This window comes from Rufibacter tibetensis (assembly GCF_001310085.1).
In the GTDB taxonomy this organism is placed as follows: domain Bacteria; phylum Bacteroidota; class Bacteroidia; order Cytophagales; family Hymenobacteraceae; genus Nibribacter; species Nibribacter tibetensis.
Window position 1 is genome coordinate 1495075 of record NZ_CP012643.1, and the last position, 21085, is coordinate 1516159.

15 protein-coding genes are annotated in these 21085 nt (G+C 47.5%); 11 read left to right on the top strand and 4 right to left on the bottom strand.

Going from position 1 to position 21085, the window contains the following annotated elements; translation table 11 throughout:
* Nucleotides 1–5: 5 nt before the first annotated feature.
* The 6 genes from DC20_RS05760 to DC20_RS05785 all read left to right on the top strand — a co-directional run bounded on the left by DC20_RS05760 (nt 6) and on the right by DC20_RS05785 (nt 10872).
* The gene (locus tag DC20_RS05760) at nt 6–3995 is read left to right on the top strand and encodes an ATP-dependent DNA helicase (protein ID WP_062542953.1); all 3990 of its coding nucleotides are present in this window, start codon (nt 6–8) and stop codon (nt 3993–3995) included.
* A 1-nt stretch (nt 3996) separates the two neighbouring features.
* Nucleotides 3997–7299 carry a type I restriction endonuclease subunit R gene (locus DC20_RS05765; protein ID WP_062542954.1) on the top strand — a complete coding sequence of 1101 codons (3303 nt, stop codon included), beginning with the start codon at nt 3997–3999 and terminating at the stop codon, nt 7297–7299.
* Nucleotides 7300–7340: 41 nt separating this feature from the next.
* Complete coding sequence (locus DC20_RS05770) at nt 7341–8270, top strand: hypothetical protein (protein ID WP_062542955.1); 930 nt, start codon at nt 7341–7343, stop codon at nt 8268–8270.
* 174 nt (nt 8271–8444) lie between these two features.
* On the top strand, nt 8445–8738 hold the full coding sequence (locus tag DC20_RS05775; RefSeq protein ID WP_062542956.1) for a helix-turn-helix domain-containing protein: 294 nt from the start codon (nt 8445–8447) through the stop codon (nt 8736–8738).
* A gap of 108 nt (nt 8739–8846) precedes the next feature.
* On the top strand, nt 8847–9152 hold the full coding sequence (locus DC20_RS05780) for a hypothetical protein (RefSeq protein WP_062542957.1): 306 nt from the start codon (nt 8847–8849) through the stop codon (nt 9150–9152).
* Nucleotides 9153–9162: 10 nt separating this feature from the next.
* Entirely contained in the window at nt 9163–10872 is a 1710-nt protein-coding gene (locus tag DC20_RS05785; RefSeq protein ID WP_062542958.1) for a DUF3987 domain-containing protein, read from the top strand.
* Between the two features lie 175 nt (nt 10873–11047).
* Here DC20_RS05785 and DC20_RS05790 read toward each other — a convergent pair whose 3' ends face one another.
* Together DC20_RS05790 and DC20_RS05795 are read right to left on the bottom strand one after the other, a co-directional pair.
* A complete protein-coding gene (locus DC20_RS05790; protein ID WP_062542959.1) occupies nt 11048–12043 on the bottom strand; it encodes a DUF3871 family protein in 996 nt (331 codons plus the stop codon).
* Nucleotides 12018–12842 (bottom strand): AAA family ATPase, encoded by an 825-nt coding sequence (locus DC20_RS05795; RefSeq protein WP_245652351.1) that lies wholly within the window; start codon nt 12840–12842, stop codon nt 12018–12020. Before DC20_RS05795 ends, DC20_RS05790 begins: the two co-directional genes overlap by 26 nt.
* Between DC20_RS05795 and DC20_RS23350 the strand changes: the two genes are divergently transcribed.
* Entirely contained in the window at nt 12774–12923 is a 150-nt protein-coding gene (locus tag DC20_RS23350) for a hypothetical protein (RefSeq protein ID WP_245652367.1), read from the top strand. The genes DC20_RS05795 and DC20_RS23350 overlap by 69 nt on opposite strands.
* Nucleotides 12924–13008: 85 nt before the next feature.
* On the opposite strand, the gene DC20_RS22805 is transcribed toward DC20_RS23350, so the two are convergent.
* The gene (locus DC20_RS22805) at nt 13009–13335 is read right to left on the bottom strand and encodes a hypothetical protein (protein WP_157593061.1); all 327 of its coding nucleotides are present in this window, start codon (nt 13333–13335) and stop codon (nt 13009–13011) included.
* 846 nt (nt 13336–14181) lie between these two features.
* Here DC20_RS22805 and DC20_RS05805 point away from each other — a divergent pair.
* A complete protein-coding gene (locus DC20_RS05805) occupies nt 14182–15687 on the top strand; it encodes an IS1182 family transposase (RefSeq protein WP_062542962.1) in 1506 nt (501 codons plus the stop codon).
* 1027 nt (nt 15688–16714) lie between these two features.
* Here the strand turns inward: DC20_RS05805 and DC20_RS05815 are convergent.
* Nucleotides 16715–17059, bottom strand: coding sequence for a transposase (locus DC20_RS05815; RefSeq protein ID WP_071885387.1), 345 nt, complete (start codon nt 17057–17059; stop codon nt 16715–16717).
* Between the two features lie 92 nt (nt 17060–17151).
* On the opposite strand from DC20_RS05815, the gene DC20_RS05820 reads away from it, so the two are divergent.
* From DC20_RS05820 to DC20_RS05830, 3 genes are all read left to right on the top strand, one after another.
* On the top strand, nt 17152–19908 hold the full coding sequence (locus tag DC20_RS05820) for a dsDNA nuclease domain-containing protein (RefSeq protein WP_062542964.1): 2757 nt from the start codon (nt 17152–17154) through the stop codon (nt 19906–19908).
* A gap of 236 nt (nt 19909–20144) precedes the next feature.
* Nucleotides 20145–20279 (top strand): hypothetical protein, encoded by a 135-nt coding sequence (locus DC20_RS23545; protein ID WP_262506343.1) that lies wholly within the window; start codon nt 20145–20147, stop codon nt 20277–20279.
* A 91-nt stretch (nt 20280–20370) separates the two neighbouring features.
* Entirely contained in the window at nt 20371–20598 is a 228-nt protein-coding gene (locus DC20_RS05830; protein ID WP_062542966.1) for a hypothetical protein, read from the top strand.
* Nucleotides 20599–21085: the final 487 nt, after the last annotated feature.

Here is a 21085-nt window from a genome sequence, read left to right on the forward strand (position 1 = left end):
CTCCTATGCCACAATATAACTTGAATGATGAAATTGATTTGGAAGTCATGCGACATCACTTTGATTCTATTCAAGCAGCTGAATGGGAGAATTACATAGATCTAGCTAAAATAAGAAAAATTGGTTTTGATAATGTTGGAGTTCTAACCAGGGCAAAAGGAAAGGCAGGAAGGTCCAAATCTTTCAGTGATAAACAAATCAATTGGGCATTGTCACTGATTGAAGAGTTAGACAGATCCCAAGAAGACGATATCAAAAGCAGCAAAACGCAAGAGATGTATGAAGGGGGTTCTTATGAAATGCCGCTTTCGCATATTACCTTACGGGTAGCATGGCATGACAATAAATGGAATGGACATGTGTGCAATGATCCAGCAAATAATATCTATTGCAGTGGTTTTCACTCCCTCCTATCTGAGAGAATCAGAAAGAGAAAATACAATAACCTTGAGCAAGAAATTGCCCATAGTGGCCTACCGTTAAGTCAAATAGAGTATTTACCCCCCTGCTTCTGGTCTTCTAATCTATTTGGGAAAGAGCAAATCAGAATAAAACATGATAACCCTGCAGCCAAAAGCTTGGGAACAATAGAAGAAACCCTGCCGGCCCAATCTGTTTACGGGTGGCCATTTGCGGTTTCTTTTACCAGGACAAAAATAGAGCAAAGTGAAAGCGGTGCTTATCCGAAGAACCTAGAGACAGTAAGGATCCCACGATTCAATGCTAAAATCCACGAAGGCAAGAGCATCGGGTTCGTGTATGCGAATTACAGCAACCCTTTGACTGAGGAAGAGCAACAATATCTGGTTGTAGGGGCTGGCATCGTGGACCGCAAGCAGAACGCCTCCGAAATACCCCACTTCGGCCCTAAAAGTGAGATTGACAAGATTAAAAATAGACATTCTTATCCAAAAGATAAGTACCGCAACTTCCCTAGCATGAACTGGGCTATGAGGTTCAGCTTTGATGACTATTCCATGGTGAGAATGCCCTATCATGAATACTTAGAGGAAGCCGAGCGCTTAGGGGATGAAGCAAAAGACCAATTCCTCAATAAGATTAAAGTCGCTGTATCAGAACCTGAATTACAGTGGTGCTTCAAGTATGTCGCGATGGACATAGGGGATGATGAGGCTATTTACATCCTTACCAAGATGCGTAAAGCGCTTCTTGATTGTGTAGATGATGGAATTGTGCCCAGAGAGGAAATGCAGCAACGCATTAACACTGTAGAACAGCTCCTACAGATGGCTTGGGGATCAAGAACCTATTTCCCTGGATTTGTAAACCTAAGTAGGGTGATTCTCAATCAAGTGCAGGAACCTTCCTTTATCCTATGGCACTTCTATGAGGACTTTAAGATAGACGCAGAGGATCAATACACTGGGCTTAGGAGTATTTTAGCATCCCCTCATTCTTTTAGAGGGGACAAGATGCACAAAAACGCATTAATAGAACTCAAGGATAGACTGGCACAGAATGGTTTGACGGCGGATGAGTTTTTAACCTTGTCCATGTTAAACCTGAAAGTATTTCAGTTCCAACGTATACTGGATGGGAAACTGAGACTCAGTGGCACTTGGATAAGAAATTTTGAGGAAGATGTGCGCAAGTCGCATGAGGTGCAGGATATCATTTCTAATCCGTATATTCTATGTGAAGATTATGAGCCATGGGCCGATTCACATGACAATGTATATGGGGAAGAACGAGACTCCCCTATCAGTTTGTTCAAAATAGACATTGCCTTCTTCCCCCATACTAGGTTTGTCCATCGAAATACCCTGCAGGCCTCCATGAACTTTGTGGATCCAAAGAGATTACGTGCTTTGACGCTGAAGTTCCTGCATAGCCTTGAACAGTTCGGCCACTGTTTTGCAGATGCTGAGATGCTTGAAATTGCGTTAAGGGAATATCCTCTATATTATGAATTGGGTGGAGAGTACCGATTGCCCTCACGATTATTCAACCCTATTCAAAGCGAGTATTCAAATCACTTCCAAGCGGATCCGAAAAAGATTGTGATTATTGAAGCCAATGACACCTCTTATTTTTATCTAAAGGAGGTTTATGAGGCTGAGAAAAGTATCGAAGGGCGACTTTTAAGTCTTTTGAAAAGCCACGACAATTCTGAAGTATTTGTGGGGTTAGACTCTTATCTGGCTGCTTCAACCCACAAGCTGAAAGAGACAATCGGGGAGGGTTTTGATGAGCGTGGTTTCCTGGAAGAGAGGACAGAGCTTTACAAGCAAATCTTCGCTAAAAAGCTGTTTGTACTAACTGGAAATGCAGGAAGTGGAAAGTCACATGAAATACAAAACATACTCACTTACCTTGAGGAACAGGAAGATCAAGAATACCTTTTGTTGGCTCCTACTGGCAAAGCGGCGTTGCGTCTAAGCAGTGACAGTGCCTTCCCCAATATCAAGGCAACTACCATAGACAAGTTCATTTCCGATTTCAAGCACAAAAAAATCAATGCGGGTGAGTTAAGGAAATATCAAAATGTGGTGGTGGATGAAACCTCCATGGTGGATTTGCTCAAGTTTGATAAACTACTCAGGATATTCAACTTCAAAGAGTCCTCTTTCAAAAGGTTGATTCTACTAGGTGATCCAAACCAGCTTCCGGCCATTGGCTATGGAAGAATTCTATCTGATGTATTAAACTACCTAGGTACCCACCAAGAGTATTCAGGAAACTTCATCCGTCTTGAGACTAACTGTAGGTCTGAACTGAAAGAGAACCAAGTTTTGCAGTTAGCCGATTGCTTCAAACAAGGGGCTGACTTGGATACTTCATTCATTGCCAAGTTCAAGAATCGCGAGCAAAACATTTCAGATGGTTTTCAAGCCCGGTACTGGAACACTAAGGAGGATTTATATACTCAGATAGATGAAGAGTTTGAAGAATTAACTAATAGGCTCAACATAAGTGGAGACAAATCAGAAAGGCTGAATCAGATCCTTGGACTGCAATCGGATGGAGAACTTGGGCAAAGGCTAGACCTTGAAAACTTCCAAATCCTCACCCCTTACAGGTCTCAGATATCTGGGGCAAGCCGAATCAACGATTTCATACAGACAGAGTTCAAATCAAACCTTGATTTTGAGCTACGCAAGAACACCTTCAAAAAAGGGGACAAACTGATTAGAACACAAAACTATTACGAGAGTGGCAAACTTACGCTTTCTAATGGTACGCTAGGTTTTATTCTGGGTATGCCAAAAGAGAACTTCTACTTTGAAGCAAAAGGTGGAATGGATGAATTGGCCTTCTCAGATATAAGGTCTGCAGAACAGGAATTCTTTGAACTCGCCTATGCCATCACAGTGCACAAAGCACAGGGAAGCGGATTCAACCATCTATTTCTTGTACTACCAGCAAGATATGGGCTTCTTTCAAAGGAGCTGGTATACACCGCTCTGACCAGGACAAAGAAAACTATCACACTATTTATCCAGGAGACAGAGGAAAACAGAAAAAGTGTGCTAGAGATAGCTTCAGAGAGGTTGTTCTCGGCATCAAGAAGGACAAGCTTGCTGTTAGACAAGCCATACCGTTACTATAACCTAGAGCCTGAACGAGGGGTTTTCGTAGAATCTAGGATTGAGCTTTTGATTTACCATATGCTCATGAACAAGCGTGACGAGCTAGGGGCTGACTTGTTTGATTTTACCTATGAGGAAAAACCTATAGTAGAGGGTCAGAAGGTAAACATCAAAACTGATTTCACCATCTACTCCAATAATCAGACTTGGTATTGGGAGCACTTGGGATTGATGGGGCAACGAAAATACCATTGGACTTGGCTAAACGTCAAAAAGCCCACCTACCAAAAAGCAGGGATATGGGATATGGTTATAACTACTGATGAATCAAACGGAGTTAACCCAGAGAAGATAAAAAACCTAATACAGCTGATTGTTGAGAACCAAGTTGGGAACGAAGACAAGCACCAGCAGTATTCCAATCATCATTTTTTCTTAAGGTAGAATGGCATTTCTAAACGAGTCTCATGTTGAGGAGGCTGATATAAAATACTTCGAAAAACACCTAGGGTATCAACATATCAATGCTTGGAAGCCTGAAAAAATAGGTAGAGAAAGTTTAAAGGAGGTTGTGCTACGTGACAGACTTACAAGTGCCTTAACTCGCCTGAACCCTGACCTCCCAGCAAGTTGCATTAACTTTGCTGCGGATGAGTTTGCCAGAAGCCGTGCAAGCCTTACGCCTATCATGGCAAACAAGGAAATATACGAGCTCATCAAAAAAGGTGTCCCGGTAACCTACACAAACCAAGAGGGAAAAGAACAAGCAGCCTATGCTCAAGTCATAAATTTTGAAAATCCTTCAAGTAAGGACAATGAATTTTTAGTCGTATCTCAGCTAAGCATTGAATACCTACAAGTAGAAAATACAACGCGAAGACCAGACCTATTGCTTTATGTGAATGGTTTACCACTAGTGATGATTGAGCTGAAAAACGCAACCGAAAAAGCAAAAGTAGGCTACGACAAAAACCTTAAGGATTACAGGCGTGACATTCCGCAGCTCTTCTGGTACAACCTCTTCGTGTGCGTATCAAATGGGATAGAGACAAGGGTTGGTAGCTTCAATGCCGGTTGGGAACACTTCTTTACTTGGGTAAAGCTTAAAGATACAGCTGTTGACCAAAATCAATTGACCTTAGGTGAAGTTGAAGCTGCCAGCAAGAAGAACAATAACCGGTTAAGCCTAAAACTTTTCGGGGAGGGCCTTTGCAATAAGGATACCTTGCTGGATTACTTTGAGAACTTTGTGCTGTACCATAAGAACAAGGTTAAGATCTTAGCCAAAAACCATCAGTACCTTGGAGTAAATAATGCTTTCCATTCGCTGGCTACCGCCAGCACAAAGGAGGAGCGGAATGGGAAACTAGGGGTATTCTGGCACACCCAAGGATCAGGGAAGTCTTACTCCATGATTTTCTTTTCCAAAAAGGTAAACTATAAACTTAATGGTAACTGGTCGTTTCTCATCATTACAGATCGGAGAGATTTGGATGACCAAATTTATCGGAATTTTGTAGAGACCGAGACAGTAATTGAGACAAAGGGACAGAAGCAAAATTATTATCGCCCCTCCAGCCGAGAGAAGCTTCAAGAGTACTTGCAATCGAACAGGAGCTATCTATTCACACTCATCCATAAGTTTAGCATTGAAAAAGGCAGAACCTTTCCGAAATTAACTGATCGTGATAATTGGATTGTGATGGTAGATGAAGCCCACCGGACCCAATACAAAGGCTTAGCTGAAAACATGCGTATAGGTCTGCCAAAGGCACAGTACATTGCTTTTACAGGTACGCCATTGCTGCAGAATGAGCTTACCAAAGATTGGTTCGGCCCATACGTATCAGAATATAATTTTGCTCAAAGCATAGAGGATGGGGCTACAGTTCCCATGTTCTACAAGAAGAGCGTGCCCCGGGTTGAGCAAGCAAATGAAAATTTAGTTGGGGAGGCCGCGCAAATTCTAGAGGAGGAGAACTTGAGTGAAGAGCAGAAGAAGAAGCTAGAAAAGGAATATTCGACCTTACTGCAGGTAGTGCGCCGAGATGACCGCCTTAATGAAATTGCCAAACACATTGTACAGCATTTCCCCTATCGCCTGGATGCCGTAGATGAGAACGGCCACAGGAAACCGATGAAGGCAATGGTAATCTCCATTGATAAATTTACGGCTGTAAGAATGTATGAAAAGGTCCAGCATTATCTTAAAGAGGAAATAAAGGAACTCCATAAGAAAGCCAAAGCTGAGACTGACCTTGAAAAGAAAACACGCTATGAACGTGCTATAACATTCATGAAAGAAACTCGAATGGCTGCCGTCGTTAGCCAAGAGGGAAGCGAGAAAGAAGAGGAGGAAGTTTTCAAGAAAGCAGGTTTGGAGATTCGTAAGCACCGCAGACTTATGGATTACCCAAGTGATAATGGCCAAAATATAGAAGACTACTTCAAAGACCCAAACAACACCTATAGAATAGTTTTTGTGACGGCTATGTGGTTAACAGGCTTTGATGCACCATCAGTATCTACGATTTACTTAGATAAACCACTGCAGAATCATACCCTTATGCAGACCATCGCAAGGGCAAACCGTGTGATTGAAGGCAAGAAGAATGGTTTAGTAATTGATTACTTCGGGGTATTCCGGAATCTAAAAAAGGCTTTGGCAGACTACGCGGAAGGTAGTAAGGGGAAAAAAGAAGATCCAGACGAAGAATTTCCGGTACGGGAGTTTGAAATACTACTCCAGATTTTGAACGAAGCCATTAGTGAAGCAAAAAGTTATTGCAAGGATTTAGGTGCCGACATAGATTCTATCTTGGCTGTTGGAGAGAAAGGGTTTAGGGAAGTAGAGCTGTTCAATGAATACGCTAACATTATCTTGGAGAAGGATGAATATAGGAAACAGCTGAATTTATTTGAAAACACTATCTCCTCACTCTATGACTCGGCAAAACCTGAAATCTATGACTACCCTGAGATTAAGAAAGCACGGGATGTGTTTGAATACTTGCGTAAAGTAGTAGATCGCCAAATCGACCAAGATGAAGAGACAGAGCGAGCCAAGAGAAGAATTGATGAACTGCTGGATATTAGCATTGTAGGGCAAGGAGACTTAGTAGTAGCGCATGAAAGGGTTATCATGAAGACAGCAAGCTTGATTGATCTAAGCAAGTTGAACTTCGCGAAGCTTCGTGAGCAGTTTACTGAGAAAGAATACAAAAATATAGAATTCACAAATCTGCGTGAGGTGATGGATTTGAAAATGCGGCAGATGATGAGGCAGAATAAAATGCGTGGAGGATTCTTGGAGCGCTTTCAGAAAGTAATTGATGACTATAACTCAGGAAGCCTTTCCATCGAGGAGGCATACGAGGAATTAGTGAAGCAGGCAGAGGACCTTAGCGAGGAGCAGACCCGTGCTGCACGTGAAGGGATGACAGAGGGACAGCTGGAGATATTCGACCTTCTTAGCAAAGACAAATCTCTGACAAAAGAAGAGGAAAAGAAGGTAAAACTTGCCGCCCAAGATCTTCTAACCGTTTTGTATGATGCAAAGAATAAGATTTTGATCCAGGAGTGGCACAAGGAAAAGAAGACCCAAGAAGTGGTGAGACGCAAAATCCAAGAGATTCTCGACTTACATTTGCCAGCGTCTTATGAAAGAAATATTTTCATACAGAAGACAGACGTTGTCTTCCAGCATCTGTATGAACAAGCGGAGCTTGGGTATGGATTTGCAGCTTAAGCATAAAAATTGAAGATAAATTTGATCGTTTTATTTACTAGATGAGTAGGAAAAATAAAGCTACCCCCCAACCTGATTTAGAGATAGCTTTTGGCAAAGCCTTAATTTATTTACAGAAAGCGACAGTTTCTTTCAATATCTTATCGAGTGAAGATTTATACTATAACAATAGAGCATTGATTGAAGTCAATGGCAATGCAACCTTCGCTGCCTTTGCTTTAGAATTTGGAGACGTCCTTTTCTTAGGGTATAATCAATTCAAGAAGAAGGCTCTCAAGTTGAGTTTAAATGAAAGATCTGACTACTTAAGGGCTTCCTCTCACTACCTGCACGAATTATTCTTGGAGGCCTTAGACAAATTCAAGCATAGGCTTAGTCTAAATTTAAAACTCGAACCAAAGACCAAGTCGTTGATTGTCCCTGATGACTACCCTAAAATAACTTTTTTGGATTTCAATGAAGGAATAGATTCTTTGTCAGAGAGGCTTAAGAGTGAATTAGGCACAATAACCACAAAATTAGAAACTCTACAGAAGGAATATAGTGCTCAGGAAGTGATTGATGATTTGAAAAGGTTAAACTCGAATGAGGGAATCAGATATGAACACTACCATACAAAACCAGATTGTTTGAATGTTTTGCTTAAGTCACTACAGAACCATGATCCTCCTTTAATAGATAAAACTTTGAGGTTGCCTCACTTCAGGCGTGCATTCAAGCCTGGCTTCACCCTTGATCCTATAAAGTGGCATGGAACCGCAGAACAACTACACTATTTTATTTCAGAGTTAGAGTCAAAAGAAGTTATAAGCTTTAATAGCAGGAAGAAATGGTCAGCAGTTGCAAAGGCTTTCTGTAAACCTAATACCGACCCTTGGCCTGAAACCACCTTATCGGGAAATGGTCCACCTAAAGAAACAAGCAATATAGATAGCATCATAAAAGCAATCCAGACCTGTATAGGGTTATAAAGCCCAACTCAGTTTTCTACTTTTTTCCACCCACTATTTTCCATAAAACTCATTAAAAGCCGCGCCTGCGGCTTTTTTTATTCTATATACTACTGAGGTAAAACTGAGTTATTATAAGACCGCCTTAAAACTCAGTAAACAAGCCGTAAAATTGCAGAAACAAAAAAATACGACATGATTGATTTACCCTTGAAAAGGTTCGATGACCTAGAAAGACAGCTTGCCATGCAGAACATCCTGAAAAAACCCATCCTGACAGTGGGAGAGGCCGCGGAGTACCTAGACCTGAGCACCTCCCAGATCTACAAGCTGACCAGCTCACGGCAACTGCCTAGCTTCTGCCCTAACGGGAAAAAGCTCTACCTGAGACGCGTTGATATAGACGAGTGGGTGCTGGGGAAACCCAATTACTCAACAGCCCAACTACAAAGCCAAGCCCTGCAAGGATTAGCCTCCCGGAAAAGGTAGGTTAGTACAGAACCAAATTTGACAAATGCCAACAATTCAGTTGGCATCCACCTCCTATCCCTGTGTCGGGGATCCAACCAAAATACTCAACCCTTTAACAGCACAACCATGAACAAATCCTACAATTTGACCCTCTTGGCCGAATTGCCTGCGCTAGGCCCTAACACACACTGGTTCTACATGAGTGATGGAATAGATGGATTACAGAAGGCTCACCCTCATCATGACATTGACTCCTTTCTGCTGGGGAAAGGCCCGCTAGGGACAAGCCAAAGCTTCTTCTCCATTCTCCTCTCTCTTGGACACCTCATCTCCATGGACGACGAAGATCCCGAAGGAAACCATTGTTTGCATCAAGCTATCACTGAGGATGCAGTAGACACTCTGAACAGGATACTCCACAGCAACTATTAAAAACATGTCTATGAGACCACCTAATTTACTTTACCAGCGCCCTGACCTCCCGCAGGAATACGACGGGCTGCATCTGGCGGCCCTGTACAGCTGCTTCCCGGAGTTCTTCAAGCAGATCCTGCACCCCCACAGGGACCCGCAGGAACTGATCATCGCCAGCTTCTCGGCACTGGCCACCTCCGCCGCCCTGATCCCGAACGTGTACACCATCTACCGCGGGAAACGCAACTACCCCTACCTGAACGTATTGGTGATCATGCCGCCCGCCAGCGGCAAGGGCGCCTTGGAGTTCAGCAGGATTCTGCTCAGCGAGATAAACCGTTCCCTTGCCAAGGAATATGAGGCGGAGTGCAAGAGATACGAGCATGAGCTTCAGGTGTACAAGCATGCCGTGAAGAAAGGAACGGCAATCGCCCCGCCTACCCCCCCCAAGTTGTACCTAATCTTGATCTCCGGTAATACCACCTCCGCAAGGCTCATCCAGCAGCTGGCTGACAATGGGGCAAACATACCACTCGTGATGCTGGAGACCGAGATCGATGCCGTCTCGGGCATGTTCTCTGGGGAGATGGGAGCCCAGAACTCAGTTATTTTCCGGCAGCTGTTCCAACACGAATCCGTGAGCTCCGCCCGCAAGGGGGACCGCGAGACCCTGACGGCGGATACCCCGAAGATGGCCATCATCCTCTCGGGCACGGAGAACCAGGTGAGGAGCCTCTTCAAGGGAAACGAGGACGGCCTGCTCAGCCGGTTCCTGATCCTGGAGCCAACCCCGCGGATGGAATGGGTTTCCCCCAGGCCAAGGAAAGGCGAAAGACCCATGGAAGACCATTACAAAGAGCTCTCGCTGAAGTTCCTACGCCTATGGAAGCACACCCAGCATCTGGAGGTAGAGGTCAAGTTCACCGAAAGCCAGTGGGACGTGCTGGACAAAATTGGGGAAGAGCTCCAGCAGCGGGCCTTCGTTATCGGGGGAATATATGCCGTGAGCATAGCCAGGCGCCACTCGGTGATGGCAGCCCGATTCTGCACCATACTGGCCCTTTCCCGGCACTTCGACCTGGAAACCTGCACCGTGCCCGACTTGGGAAGTGAGATATACCCCACGGAGGAGGATTTCTCAGCCAGCCTGGAACTGACCGAGTACTCCTTCAGTAAGTCACTGAAGCTCTTCCAGCGGATGCCTGCCTCCCAGCCTGTAAAGACAGAGAACAGGCTCCAGTACAACTTCTTCGCCACGTTGCCTGCCGAATTCCACAAGGCGGAGGCTGACGCCCTCGCTCAGAAGCTGAGGATCGCCCCCCGCACGAGGGATCGCTGGCTGAGCGCCTTCGTCCAGACGGGCGCTCTGGAAAGGATTGGGAGAGGTCGCTACAAAAAAAGCCCCCTGGCATTAATGGCAGTGGCAGAGGAGCAAAAAGAAAGAATAGATAACTTCAACAAAGACGATAAAATGACAGTAACAGTCGAAATCGAGCCCCAATACGTCTCTTTCCTGAACGAGGGCGGGGACATCATCTATGACATAAGGAGAGCGGAACTGGGTGACGCGAACAAGTACCCCCAAGGCTACATCAGCACCTGGGTGTTCGACCTAGCCCCCAAGTCCTGGGTAACCAGGGAATTGGTCCTAGGGCTATGCGAGTTCATCAAGCAGGAGGTCCCGGATAATAAAATTGACTGGGAGGCGACCTACGCGTACATTGACATGTTCCATTAAGCTTGACGCCAATGCCACTTATGCCACGCCGTGTTTTCACAGACACGGCGTGGCTTTTTTATTTTATCCCTTCCTCAACCCACTAGGCTTCAAAAGGGAGGCCAAAGTGGCGATTGAAACTCAAACTTTAGGAGTTTAAACCCCTGAGGTGTAACCCCCAGGAGTTTAAACCTCCCTAGTTCAGGAACCAACTGGCCCGGCCCCCGTCCAGGGCTTGTTGCACCTGGGAGGCGAAGTCCAGCGCGTTCACCGAGCGGTCCAGGAATTGGTCGATATAGGTGGACTTGTTGGCCCCGGTGAAGAGGTTGTAGAGCCGCCAGAGGTTGATGGTGCCGTCCCCCTGCCTACAGAAGCTCTGGTCGCGGTAGTAGTCGCTGCAAACTGAATTCAATTGCGAGTCCCCGTAGAGCAGCGCCGGCAGGTTCTTTCTCTCCCCCGCCGGGAGATGATTATACATCCGACACCGGCCCAAGAGCGTGGCGAACTGTTTCTCAGTGAGGGAGTAGCGCGAGAGCTCCTGCATCTGCCTAAGGTGGCGGTGCTGGTCGTAGTTGCCCAAGAGGTCGTAGATGCCCTCCCTGAGCTGGTTCAGGTCCGTCACCCGCAGGTCCGCCAGCAGCCCGTCGGTGCGCACGCACAGGTTCGTGCACACCAGGTTCTTGAAGCCGACGAAGACCTTGAAGTGCTCCACGGCCCCCTTGCGGTTGTAGAGGTTGTCCAGGTTGTAGGCCTTCACCCCGCCCACGGTAAGCGTGAGGGTGTTGCCGTCGATCTCGTCCATGATAGAGGGGATCTCGAGGCAGAACATCATCCTTTCGTAGTAGAGGGTCCGCTCCCACTCTTGCAGCTGCGCGGCGGGCTTGTCGCGGGCCTCGGGCACGCGGCCCTTGATGGGGTGCGAGACCCTGAGCTGGGGTTCCAGGATGGTCTCCCCCCGGAACAGGTCGCTGACCGCCTCTTTGGCGGCCAGCACGAAGTCGGCCTGGGAGACCAGCGGCTCGTTGTCCTTGGCGAAGACGGGGATGATGTGCCCCTCCCGGAGCTCCTCGAAGGAGACGGCGGTGGTGTTGGCCTCGATGAAGGCTTTGGAGCCGCCCTTGCGGCTTGGCTCAGGGTTAATGACCTGCAGGGCAGGAGTGTGGGTTCTAAGTGGTGCGTGCGTCGTTTCCATTTCGGTGGATGGTTTGGTTAAGTAATTGGTCTGTTAACTGGCTTGACTTCTGGATGAACTGCTTCTGCTGCTGGAAGGCGCCCAGCAGGGATTGTCTCTGCGCCTCAGTGCAGCGGTGGTAAATGGCGGTGAGCTCGCCCAAGCTGGTGCATTGGGATACCTGCCCGAGGACTTCCTCATCATCTGGGGCTGGCTCCTCCTGCACCGGCTCCGGGGAGCCTCCCTGGCACCAGGCCAGGATGAGCCGGCCTGTCTCTTCGGTGGGTATGAACGGGGGCCTGCCCGCGAACAGGCGGGTGCGGTCCTTGGAGGCGGTGGCCTGGTGGCGCAGGTCCAGCTCCAGCACGGTGGTGAACTCGTAGTCGATGCCCTCCCGCTGGATGGGCTTCATCCCCACCTTCTCGGGCACCTGCCTCCCGTTTTTCTCGGAGAGGGCGTACTCGGTCTTGGCGCGCACGGTGGCGACGATGTGGCAGGGGGACTGGAGCATGCGCTGGATAAAGGCTGCGTGCCGGGGCGTGACCTTGGACCAGGCCGCAAAGGAGCTGCCCGGCAGGGACCCGTGGAAATCCAGGAGGTACTCCCACTCGTGGCTGATGGAATCGATAATAATCACCTCCGCGCCCGCATGCTCGCAGGCCGCAATCGCCTCGATGTAGCGCTCGGGGGTGAAGGGCGCCGGCAGGGGCAGCACCTTATACTCGCCCAGGTCCGAATAGAGGTCGGCCGAGTGGTTCTCCGTGTCGATGACACAGACCCCGGGCCAGCCGCCCTCCGCCAGCCCCCTGGCGATGAGCAGGGCGGACATGGTCTTCCCGCCCCCACTCGGGGACTGGAGCAGCAGGCGGGTCTTGCCCCGCCGCCGGTTTGCTTTCTGTAGCTGCATAGATGGCTATGATTGATGGGTGAATGAAAAAGGAAAGGCGGCCCAGATGGAGCCGCCTTGGATAATGGGCAATCTAACGCTAGGTCTCCCCGACCTGGGTGAGCCCCAGCTGGGTCTCGTCGCGGGGATGGGGCTTGTAGGCGTAGCCGTGGCGCAGGGTGAGTGTCCGCTTGGTGGAGGGGTCGCGGTACTGGTAGGGCTCCACCGCGACCTTCACGAGGATGCCCGGCAGGGTGGCCCCTCTGAGCAGGGCCGCCGACTCCGCATTGGAGCCCGCCGGCACGCGGCAGGCCTTGGCCACCAGGAAGGGCTCCCCCGTCACCTGGCACTCGACGACCTCGCACCCGGCGGTGAGCTCCAGCTCGAGGCCCTCCCCTTCAGGGGCGGCGTTGGTGATCTTTACCATGGGTCAGTAAGGTTAAGGGTTGATGCTGGACCGACTGGGGGGTGGGTAAGTTGGCCTGGTTCGGGAACCTGTCAGGCTAACAGGGGGGGTGGGTCCGGGAACGCTCTACCGGGGGGAGGTCTGCTTAGGTACCCTAGGAACGGGAGCATGCAGCACATTTTTAAATAAAAAAATTTGGCCTCCCGGTATGACCTGCTCCGATTTTTTAGGCCCCTTCCCTTTATAGGGCAGATAACTTTCAAGGGTATATAGACAGAATCAATAGCTCAAATCAAGAGCCACTGTCTCAGAAAACAGCTATATTTTACTAAAAGCACATGATGAAACGCACTACCAACTTGCAGAGTGGCTCATTGCATTCCCTCACTATTTCCGGTTTGGAGAAGTGCATGTTGGGATCATAGCCATATATACTTATTTAGGGTGGTAGGTATTATTACTCGGAAAGGGAGACAATGAAAAGGCGTGCAGGTGGGTTAGCGCAAATGCGGGCGCACGCAGAGCCTGTCAGTAGATATTGTGTTTTCCAAGTGTTCATAAGTAAAGACAGAGTTGTGAGGGGCTGATCTTAGAAATCCCCCTTTCAGCAGTTGGTTAGGCTTTGGCGAGCACTCACCTACAACTGTAGTGCGGTATAGTATTTCATCTTACCCAAAGGAATTCAATAAAATGCAATTTGAAAAAATGAAAGGCTTCAGTAAAGGATGTAAAGCACCTTATGAGCGTGTTTTATATTTGGCCAATTTATTTTATTTATACGATCGTGGCTGTTGCACAACTCATCATTAGGCGGAGATTAACGCGGACTGCACTTCCAATTACCTGGAGGATTTTGTATCTTAAGGTATGCAAGGGAGAAAAGACTATACCGAAAAACTCTTCACCAGTTTCCAGTTGTCGAGCCGCATCCCCAGGGAGAACTTCTACCGGCGTCTGAAGGAAACGCTTGACCTGGGGTTCCTTTACCGGGACACCAAAACCCTTTACGGCAGAACCGGCAACCCCTCCATCGACCCAGTAGTCTTCTTCAAGCTCATGCTCACCGGCTACCTGGAGAACATCACCTCCGACCGGAAACTGGTCGAGCACTGCTCCATGCGGATGGACATCCTCTACTTCCTGGGCTACGACATCGACGAGGAGTTGCCCTGGCACTCCACGCTCTCCCGGACTCGCCAACTCTACCCCGAGGCCCTATTCGAGTCGTTGTTTGAAAAGGTCTTCTGCCTGTGCGCCGACAGGGGCATGGTGGCTGGCCATACCCAAGCCATAGACTCGGCCCCGATCAAGGCCAACGCCTCGATGGAGAGCCTGCTTGTCAAACAGCCGAAGGAGTCCGTGCGGATGCACCTAGCCGGGGTCAGAAGGGAAAACGGCGAAGAGGGCAAACAGCAGGGGGTCATCTCCGCCTCGGAGCATCAGCTCAAGAAGCTGGAGAAATATCAGCAGAAGCTAAAGGGGGCCGTCGGTTCGCCGGGTGCAAGCCACGGTAAGGCACGCCTGGTGAGCAATATGACACACTACAGTCCCACGGACCCGGACGCCCGCATCTCCGTCAAGCCCGGCAAGGCCCGGAAGCTCAACTACCACTGCAGCCTGGCCGTGGACACGGCGCAGGGCGTGATCAGCCATGTGCAGGCGGACTTCGCCGACGGCAGGGACAGCCAGCACCTGCCCGGCATCGTAGGGAAGCTGCAGCAGAGGCTGAAAGACCATCAACTTCCCATGCAGGACCTTGTGGCCGACGCGGGCTACTCCAACGGGGCCAACTACGCTTTGCTGGAGCAGCGGGGTATCACCGGCTGGATACCGGTGTTCGGCAAATACAAGCCCGAGATAGAAGGGTTCCCCTACGACGAGCAGGCGGATTGCTTCACCTGCCCGGCAGGAAAGGCCCTGCCCTTTAAGAGTTACGACACCACTGCGGACGGCGGCCTGGTGAAGGTCTACCTGGCCCGTTACCAGGACTGCAAAAATTGCCCCCTCAAGTCTTCCTGCGCCCCCAAGAGCCCCTGCCGCCAGATCCGCCGAACCGCTTACGACAAGGAGTACCGCAGGGCATTGCAGCGGCAGGAAAGTACCCGGGGCAGGCGCATGAAGGGACTCCGGCAAAGCACTGTGGAGCCGGTCTTCGGGACCTTGGTCCATCACTATGGGATGAGGAAGGTAGGCGTGCGGGGAAAAGCAGGGGCCCGCAAGGTGATGCTCATGGCTGCTGTCGCCTTCAACCTGAAGAAGTACCTGAAGTTCAACTCCGTCAAGGCAGAAGGCCAGGCAATGGCGCTGCAAAAGGAGCATTATCGGGCTTTCCTAAGCTATTCTTTCACCTCTGGGGCGCTCTTCCTGAACTGAGAGTCAACCCGGAAGCACGGATTCGGATTTTACCTTAGAAATGGACGATTGCACAGGGTTGTGCAACAGCCACGATCGTTTAAATGAAATCAGAATAGGCATAAACTTGACAGAAGGGAAGTGAAAGTTTCGGCATGGTTTAGCCTATTTCTCACAAATGCCATCTCATAAACAACTACTTGTTTTAATTTGTGAGATGACCATCTGGGACAGCAGCATTGCTATCAGGACAATGTTTTCAAACAGCATCAAATTTCTCACCCCACGGCCGTTTTACGAGACGAGGCAACTTTACTCGTTTCCGTTCCTGGTACCGGTTTGGAAACTTTTACAGTGATGGCTAAACGATTGTTGAGGTTACTAAGTCTGCTTTATTCAGTCTGCCGCCAATGTTTTTCGTACTTGTGGCAATAAAACTTCCATCAACCAAAGGAGAGCAGACCCTGTGACCAAGGGTAGAGCAGTTCGGAACGGCTGATGGATACCACCGGTAGCTAGACATAGAAGAATAGCTCCAGAACCGGGTCGACTCAGCCAGTAGACGAACGATTCCGTTGTTGTAGGTTGTCCCTGTCCAGGCTTAGCACCTCGTACTCATCCATCCGGAGCATGAGGTACTGTCTGCCTGCCCTTTCACTTAGCTTTAGTTCTTCCGTTGTAGTGGAAATGATGATGGTATTAGCTAGATTGTAATAATTGTAGGAGGGAGAATCCCATTAGAAGATCAACTCAATTTCATCAACGTGAGTGGCACCAGAACTTAACAATTCTGATTTGTATGAGAGATAAACATCGTATTTAATTGATACGCTTCGCCACTTTCCCTGAAGTATGGCTTCCGTTTCCTCTAAAGGCGATATATCATCGCTAACACCACAGCCGGTAGCTGCCGGCTTATCCCCGGCCAGCAGGGCCTCCGCCTGCCGATGGCCCGACTGCTCCCCAGGTGAGAGGATGAACCGATGCGGATTGCCCAACGCATCGCAGCAGGCGTGAACCTTGGTGCTGAACCCGCGCCGGCTTCGGCCTAAGCACTCGGCTTCCGCGGTAGTTTTTTTGACCAGCCGCCTGCTGATGTGCCCGAATGGTAGTGGAATCGAGCATCACTCAGTCTAGGTCCGGCTCCTACAGTGCCTCGAACACCCGCTGCCACACCCCTTTCCTGGCTCAACGGCGGAAGCGCTGGTAAACCGATTTCCAGGGACCGAAACGCTCGGAAGGTCCCGCCAGGGGCACCGCTGCGGGCAACCCACAATATGGCATTCAGGAACTGCCTGTTATCTTTCGCTGTCCGGCCGACATCTGTAGACTTGCCAGGCAGCAACTCCTTAACCCGTTCCCATGAGTGGTCTGTGATTTCGTAGCACCGCACAAACTTTTAAAAACAGCTAACAGAAAGTAGCAAAATTAATTCCTTATTTGTCAACACAACCTAGTACCAACTTTACATTATAACTTCATCTCATGGGCACAAATAAGCTTTACCTGTTTAGCAAAGACACAGGTGCAACTGCCACCGAACAAGGTTATCATTACCAAAAGCTTAAAACATTAAAAACATGGTTAGAGAATCGAATAGCTGATAAAGATGACGTCATCTTTTGTGACTACGAGGATGATATCTTCCAGCGCAATTTCAAAGAGGGAACAGTAAAGTTTCGACAAATCAAGTTATATTCCTCTAACTTTTCCTTTTCTACAGAAGAAATTGCCAAAAGTATCTTCAATTTTTTCATGCTGTTCACCAAAGGCGAGTACTTGTTTGATGAAGCAACTTTTGTTTTTGAAACCAACTCTTCCATTGCCAGAGAAATACGGGGCAATAATGCAAATTTACTCAGAGAGTGGAATGCGCATCAGGAAAACATGAGCGCAGAGCTATTGGGCAGGTGCGTAGTCCAAGTTAAAACTATTATTGACGAATTCATCAAGGAAGGATATGCCAGGAATATAGCCGGAGACGCCACAGGAGACTTCCAACAAGCTAAAAAATTGTATGACAACTTGCCTGACGCATTCTGGCAAAAGTTTGTTGTATCCATCAGATGGCGATTTGAAGCAATAGCTCAGGAAAAAGCCATTCCGGGCTTACTTGAAGAGATTGAGTCTTTGATCATGCACCTGCCTGTATCGATTAAAACCAAGCAGGCAACTACCTATCTAGCTGTATTGCATTATGAAATAGCCAAAAGGACGGCGGAACCAGATGAGAAGGAGCGTATGCTAACTAACGACTTGTTGGATGTAATTGCGCTAAACGAAGGCTCTGAAAAGGATAAATGGTATGCAGCGGTTTTTGCAAAATGGTCAGGAGTAACAGCGATCAATACATTTACCATTGGTGCTTTTTATGAGCTGATAGATGCTACCAGGTATTGCAGGTGGAACATCCACGGCTCTGCGCATGCTGGCGTATGGCTTAGACTATTGAGATTGTACATCGTGCTGCCGGAAACGATCATTGTTTGCAAGCGAAAAGCTATTTATGAATACCTGTTTTTAAAGGTATCTATCTGTAAGAGTAGTTCCGAAACAACGGGTCCCATAGTCAACGAGGTAGATCTTATAAATTTTTATTTCAACAATTTTGAGGAAAGGAACACGCTGGCTGATATAGAGGAGGATATTTCCTTACTCCAGATCATTATGAGTCAATCGATGCTTAAGCAAGACTTCCTGAACACTGCTATTATCAAAGGCTGGCGTGAAAAAATCAGTTCCTATATCGATGAAAAACTGGCCTCTCCACGCGACATAGACGAACACTGTCTTCTGTTGGAGCTAAAAGGCTCAACCTTGCTGCAACTGAACAGAAGTTTACCAAAGTTTGAGAAGGTTACTGCTGCCCTTGAGGTATACAGGCAGATCATTCCCTTGCTTGAGCAAGCCAATCTCTATACTATTACCAAACTAAGCGATCTTTTGAACCAAATAATTGAGCTTTATATAAATTTTGGGGTTAATGATGACGCCATAGACGCAATCGAAACATTTTTAAGTGAAATAGCAGATCAGGCGGCACAGACAGGAAGGCAACATATTGAGGCGCATAATTTTGTGGAGCGAGGGGTTGCTTATTTAAACAAAGGGGGATCAAAAAACTTCCTCAGAGCATTGGATTGCTTTCATAAATCAGCAAAACTGTGGCTCCTGAACGACACTAAGGACGGGTATATACTGGCATTGATCAACATAGCCCAGCTTTACGCAGCGTTGGGTGCAAACTTTGCAGGCAAGTACTATGGCCTGTGTGGTATTTGGTCTGCCTTCAATTTTGGCGATCCTAAATCTTTAAAAAGAGTTTCTGATAGTTATGCTATGGTTTTTCATTCAGACTATAAACAAGGTGCCTGGATGAGTGCTTTAAATGATTTTCTAAACTTTCTAAATGCAAGACAGCATTTCGATCCGCAGGGGTTGAACGGAGAAAAATTACTAGTTAAATCATTTCTTGATCTTGCGCTCATGGTAGAATCCGCTGAACGCCTAAATCCGGAACTGGTACATTTCATTAATTTTTACAAGCAAAATCTGGGCAGCTATTACTCCCAGGACATGCAATATGTTGTGGCTCCTTTGCAAAATGCCTTACAGGAAATGGCAGATTTAAAAGAGTTTATTTCAACCAGAATTGAAGATCAGCCCTTCAATGACCTAGGAACAGAAAGAATCATCCGATTTAAAATGGTAGGTGCTGAATGGAGAGTAAAGTTTGAAAATTCCATGAATCTCACCGGGATCGCCGAAGAGTTTTGCGCGCTGCTTCAAGTCACGCTTTGTGAAATCGGCCTCTCCGGAACAGCTCTAAATATACAACCTGAGATCATCACAATCACTATAGAGGAATCACGGGGGCTTAACAACATCATAGAACAAATAGGTCATTCCTTATCAGCTTGGAAATTGAAGTTGCCGTTACTCAATGTCCATGATCCGTCCAAGGTAAAAGTACACTATGCTTATATGGCCGTCAACATCAAAATGCTTTTGACAAATTTAAGCAGCCTCAACCATACTGAAACAGAATCGTTGTTTGATACCTTATACAGAAAACAGCGCCTGGGAGATAAAGGTCTTGGCCCTACCTCTTATCAACGTGCTTTTTTTAGCTCATGTAGCCAAGAGGATTTTGATGCCTCACAGAGAAACAATTTCCAAACACCGAGTGGCAGGTTTGACATTGTGCTTCATGATAATTTTGTAGGCAATACATCACGATAAAATTGTCGACAAACATATCATTATAAAAAGTGCCACGGTTAAGCAGGAAGGGGTGTCTCTTAAGTTATTCCCACGTTATATATCCTTTTAAACAGGTCTCAATATGCAATACCTGACCCTTCAATGATGTGTTGGAAGTGGTAATGCTGTTGGGATCGGACTATGTATTCAGCAGCCACTGATGCTTCTTTAGCTTAGGCTGAACCAGTACTCCTCCCACACTTACTAACCTTATTATGCTGCTTGTCATTGTCCTGACAATGATCATAAGCGTAGCCACCGCCGCTCCAGGCACCGTACTCACCCAGCTCCTCCCGAGCGACCCAGAGCGGCAGGAACTGGAGAAACGCATGCTCCAACATGAGATATAACAATGTGGATTGGATCAGGAGAAGACCCAGACCGAGATAGAGCGAATTCCGCTGGAGAACCAGAAGCTTTGGATGGAGATGCACCTTTCACATGAAGAACCAGCACTTTAAAGAGGAGGTAGTACGTTGCAAGATTCAGTTCCGCAGCAGCATCGCCTGCGTGCTGGACATTTCCCAGAAGCTGACCGAAACGGGGAAAGCTGTCTATACCTTTTATGCTGTGCTGACCGTTACGGCAACCCTAAGGGGAGCACCATGGACCAAACCAGCCCAGGCAGGGATTACCGACTTTCGAGAGCCAATTAGTAATTTCTTTTAATCAGGAACAGACAGTAGATATTTAACGGGTAAATGATAAGGTTTAGCATCACACGTCATCATTAAGACTGTAACGAACCTCTGCTTTTGTGGTGACCGGGCTTTGCATGCTGCCTAGCTCCTACGGGGCGTATGCTCCTGAGCTTAATGGCGTATCCCTAAATAATAGCTTATTTTAATTTTTATCTGCCTTACGGAAATACAACATTAACCCACACTGTGGAATGCACTTAGTGCTTTGTACAGCGTTATTGCCTGCAACTTTTTAAACGTCAGGTCAACTTGTGCTAAGCCTATTGCTATACTGGATAAGACCTAATACCTTCATTTTTATAATTTACGTTCCTCCTACTTCTCCCGCCTGTCATCAGCTGCACATCCTTACCAATCAAGGCTGCTAACCCTCGGACAGAATATAGTCTATTATATAGGCTGAATCGTATGAAAAAATTTAATTTTGATTTTTTAAATAATATTGCCTATAAAGG

Coding starts and splice junctions, on each gene's coding strand:
- DC20_RS05760 (WP_062542953.1), top strand. CDS start 6: ATGCCACAATATAACTTGAATGATGAAATTGATTTGGAAGTCATGCGA.
- DC20_RS05765 (WP_062542954.1), top strand. CDS start 3,997: ATGGCATTTCTAAACGAGTCTCATGTTGAGGAGGCTGATATAAAATAC.
- DC20_RS05770 (WP_062542955.1), top strand. CDS start 7,341: ATGAGTAGGAAAAATAAAGCTACCCCCCAACCTGATTTAGAGATAGCT.
- DC20_RS05775 (WP_062542956.1), top strand. CDS start 8,445: ATGATTGATTTACCCTTGAAAAGGTTCGATGACCTAGAAAGACAGCTT.
- DC20_RS05780 (WP_062542957.1), top strand. CDS start 8,847: ATGAACAAATCCTACAATTTGACCCTCTTGGCCGAATTGCCTGCGCTA.
- DC20_RS05785 (WP_062542958.1), top strand. CDS start 9,163: ATGAGACCACCTAATTTACTTTACCAGCGCCCTGACCTCCCGCAGGAA.
- DC20_RS05790 (WP_062542959.1), bottom strand. CDS start 12,043: ATGGAAACGACGCACGCACCACTTAGAACCCACACTCCTGCCCTGCAG.
- DC20_RS22805 (WP_157593061.1), bottom strand. CDS start 13,335: ATGGTAAAGATCACCAACGCCGCCCCTGAAGGGGAGGGCCTCGAGCTG.
- DC20_RS05805 (WP_062542962.1), top strand. CDS start 14,182: ATGCAAGGGAGAAAAGACTATACCGAAAAACTCTTCACCAGTTTCCAG.
- DC20_RS05820 (WP_062542964.1), top strand. CDS start 17,152: ATGGGCACAAATAAGCTTTACCTGTTTAGCAAAGACACAGGTGCAACT.
- DC20_RS23545 (WP_262506343.1), top strand. CDS start 20,145: ATGCTGCTTGTCATTGTCCTGACAATGATCATAAGCGTAGCCACCGCC.
- DC20_RS05830 (WP_062542966.1), top strand. CDS start 20,371: ATGAAGAACCAGCACTTTAAAGAGGAGGTAGTACGTTGCAAGATTCAG.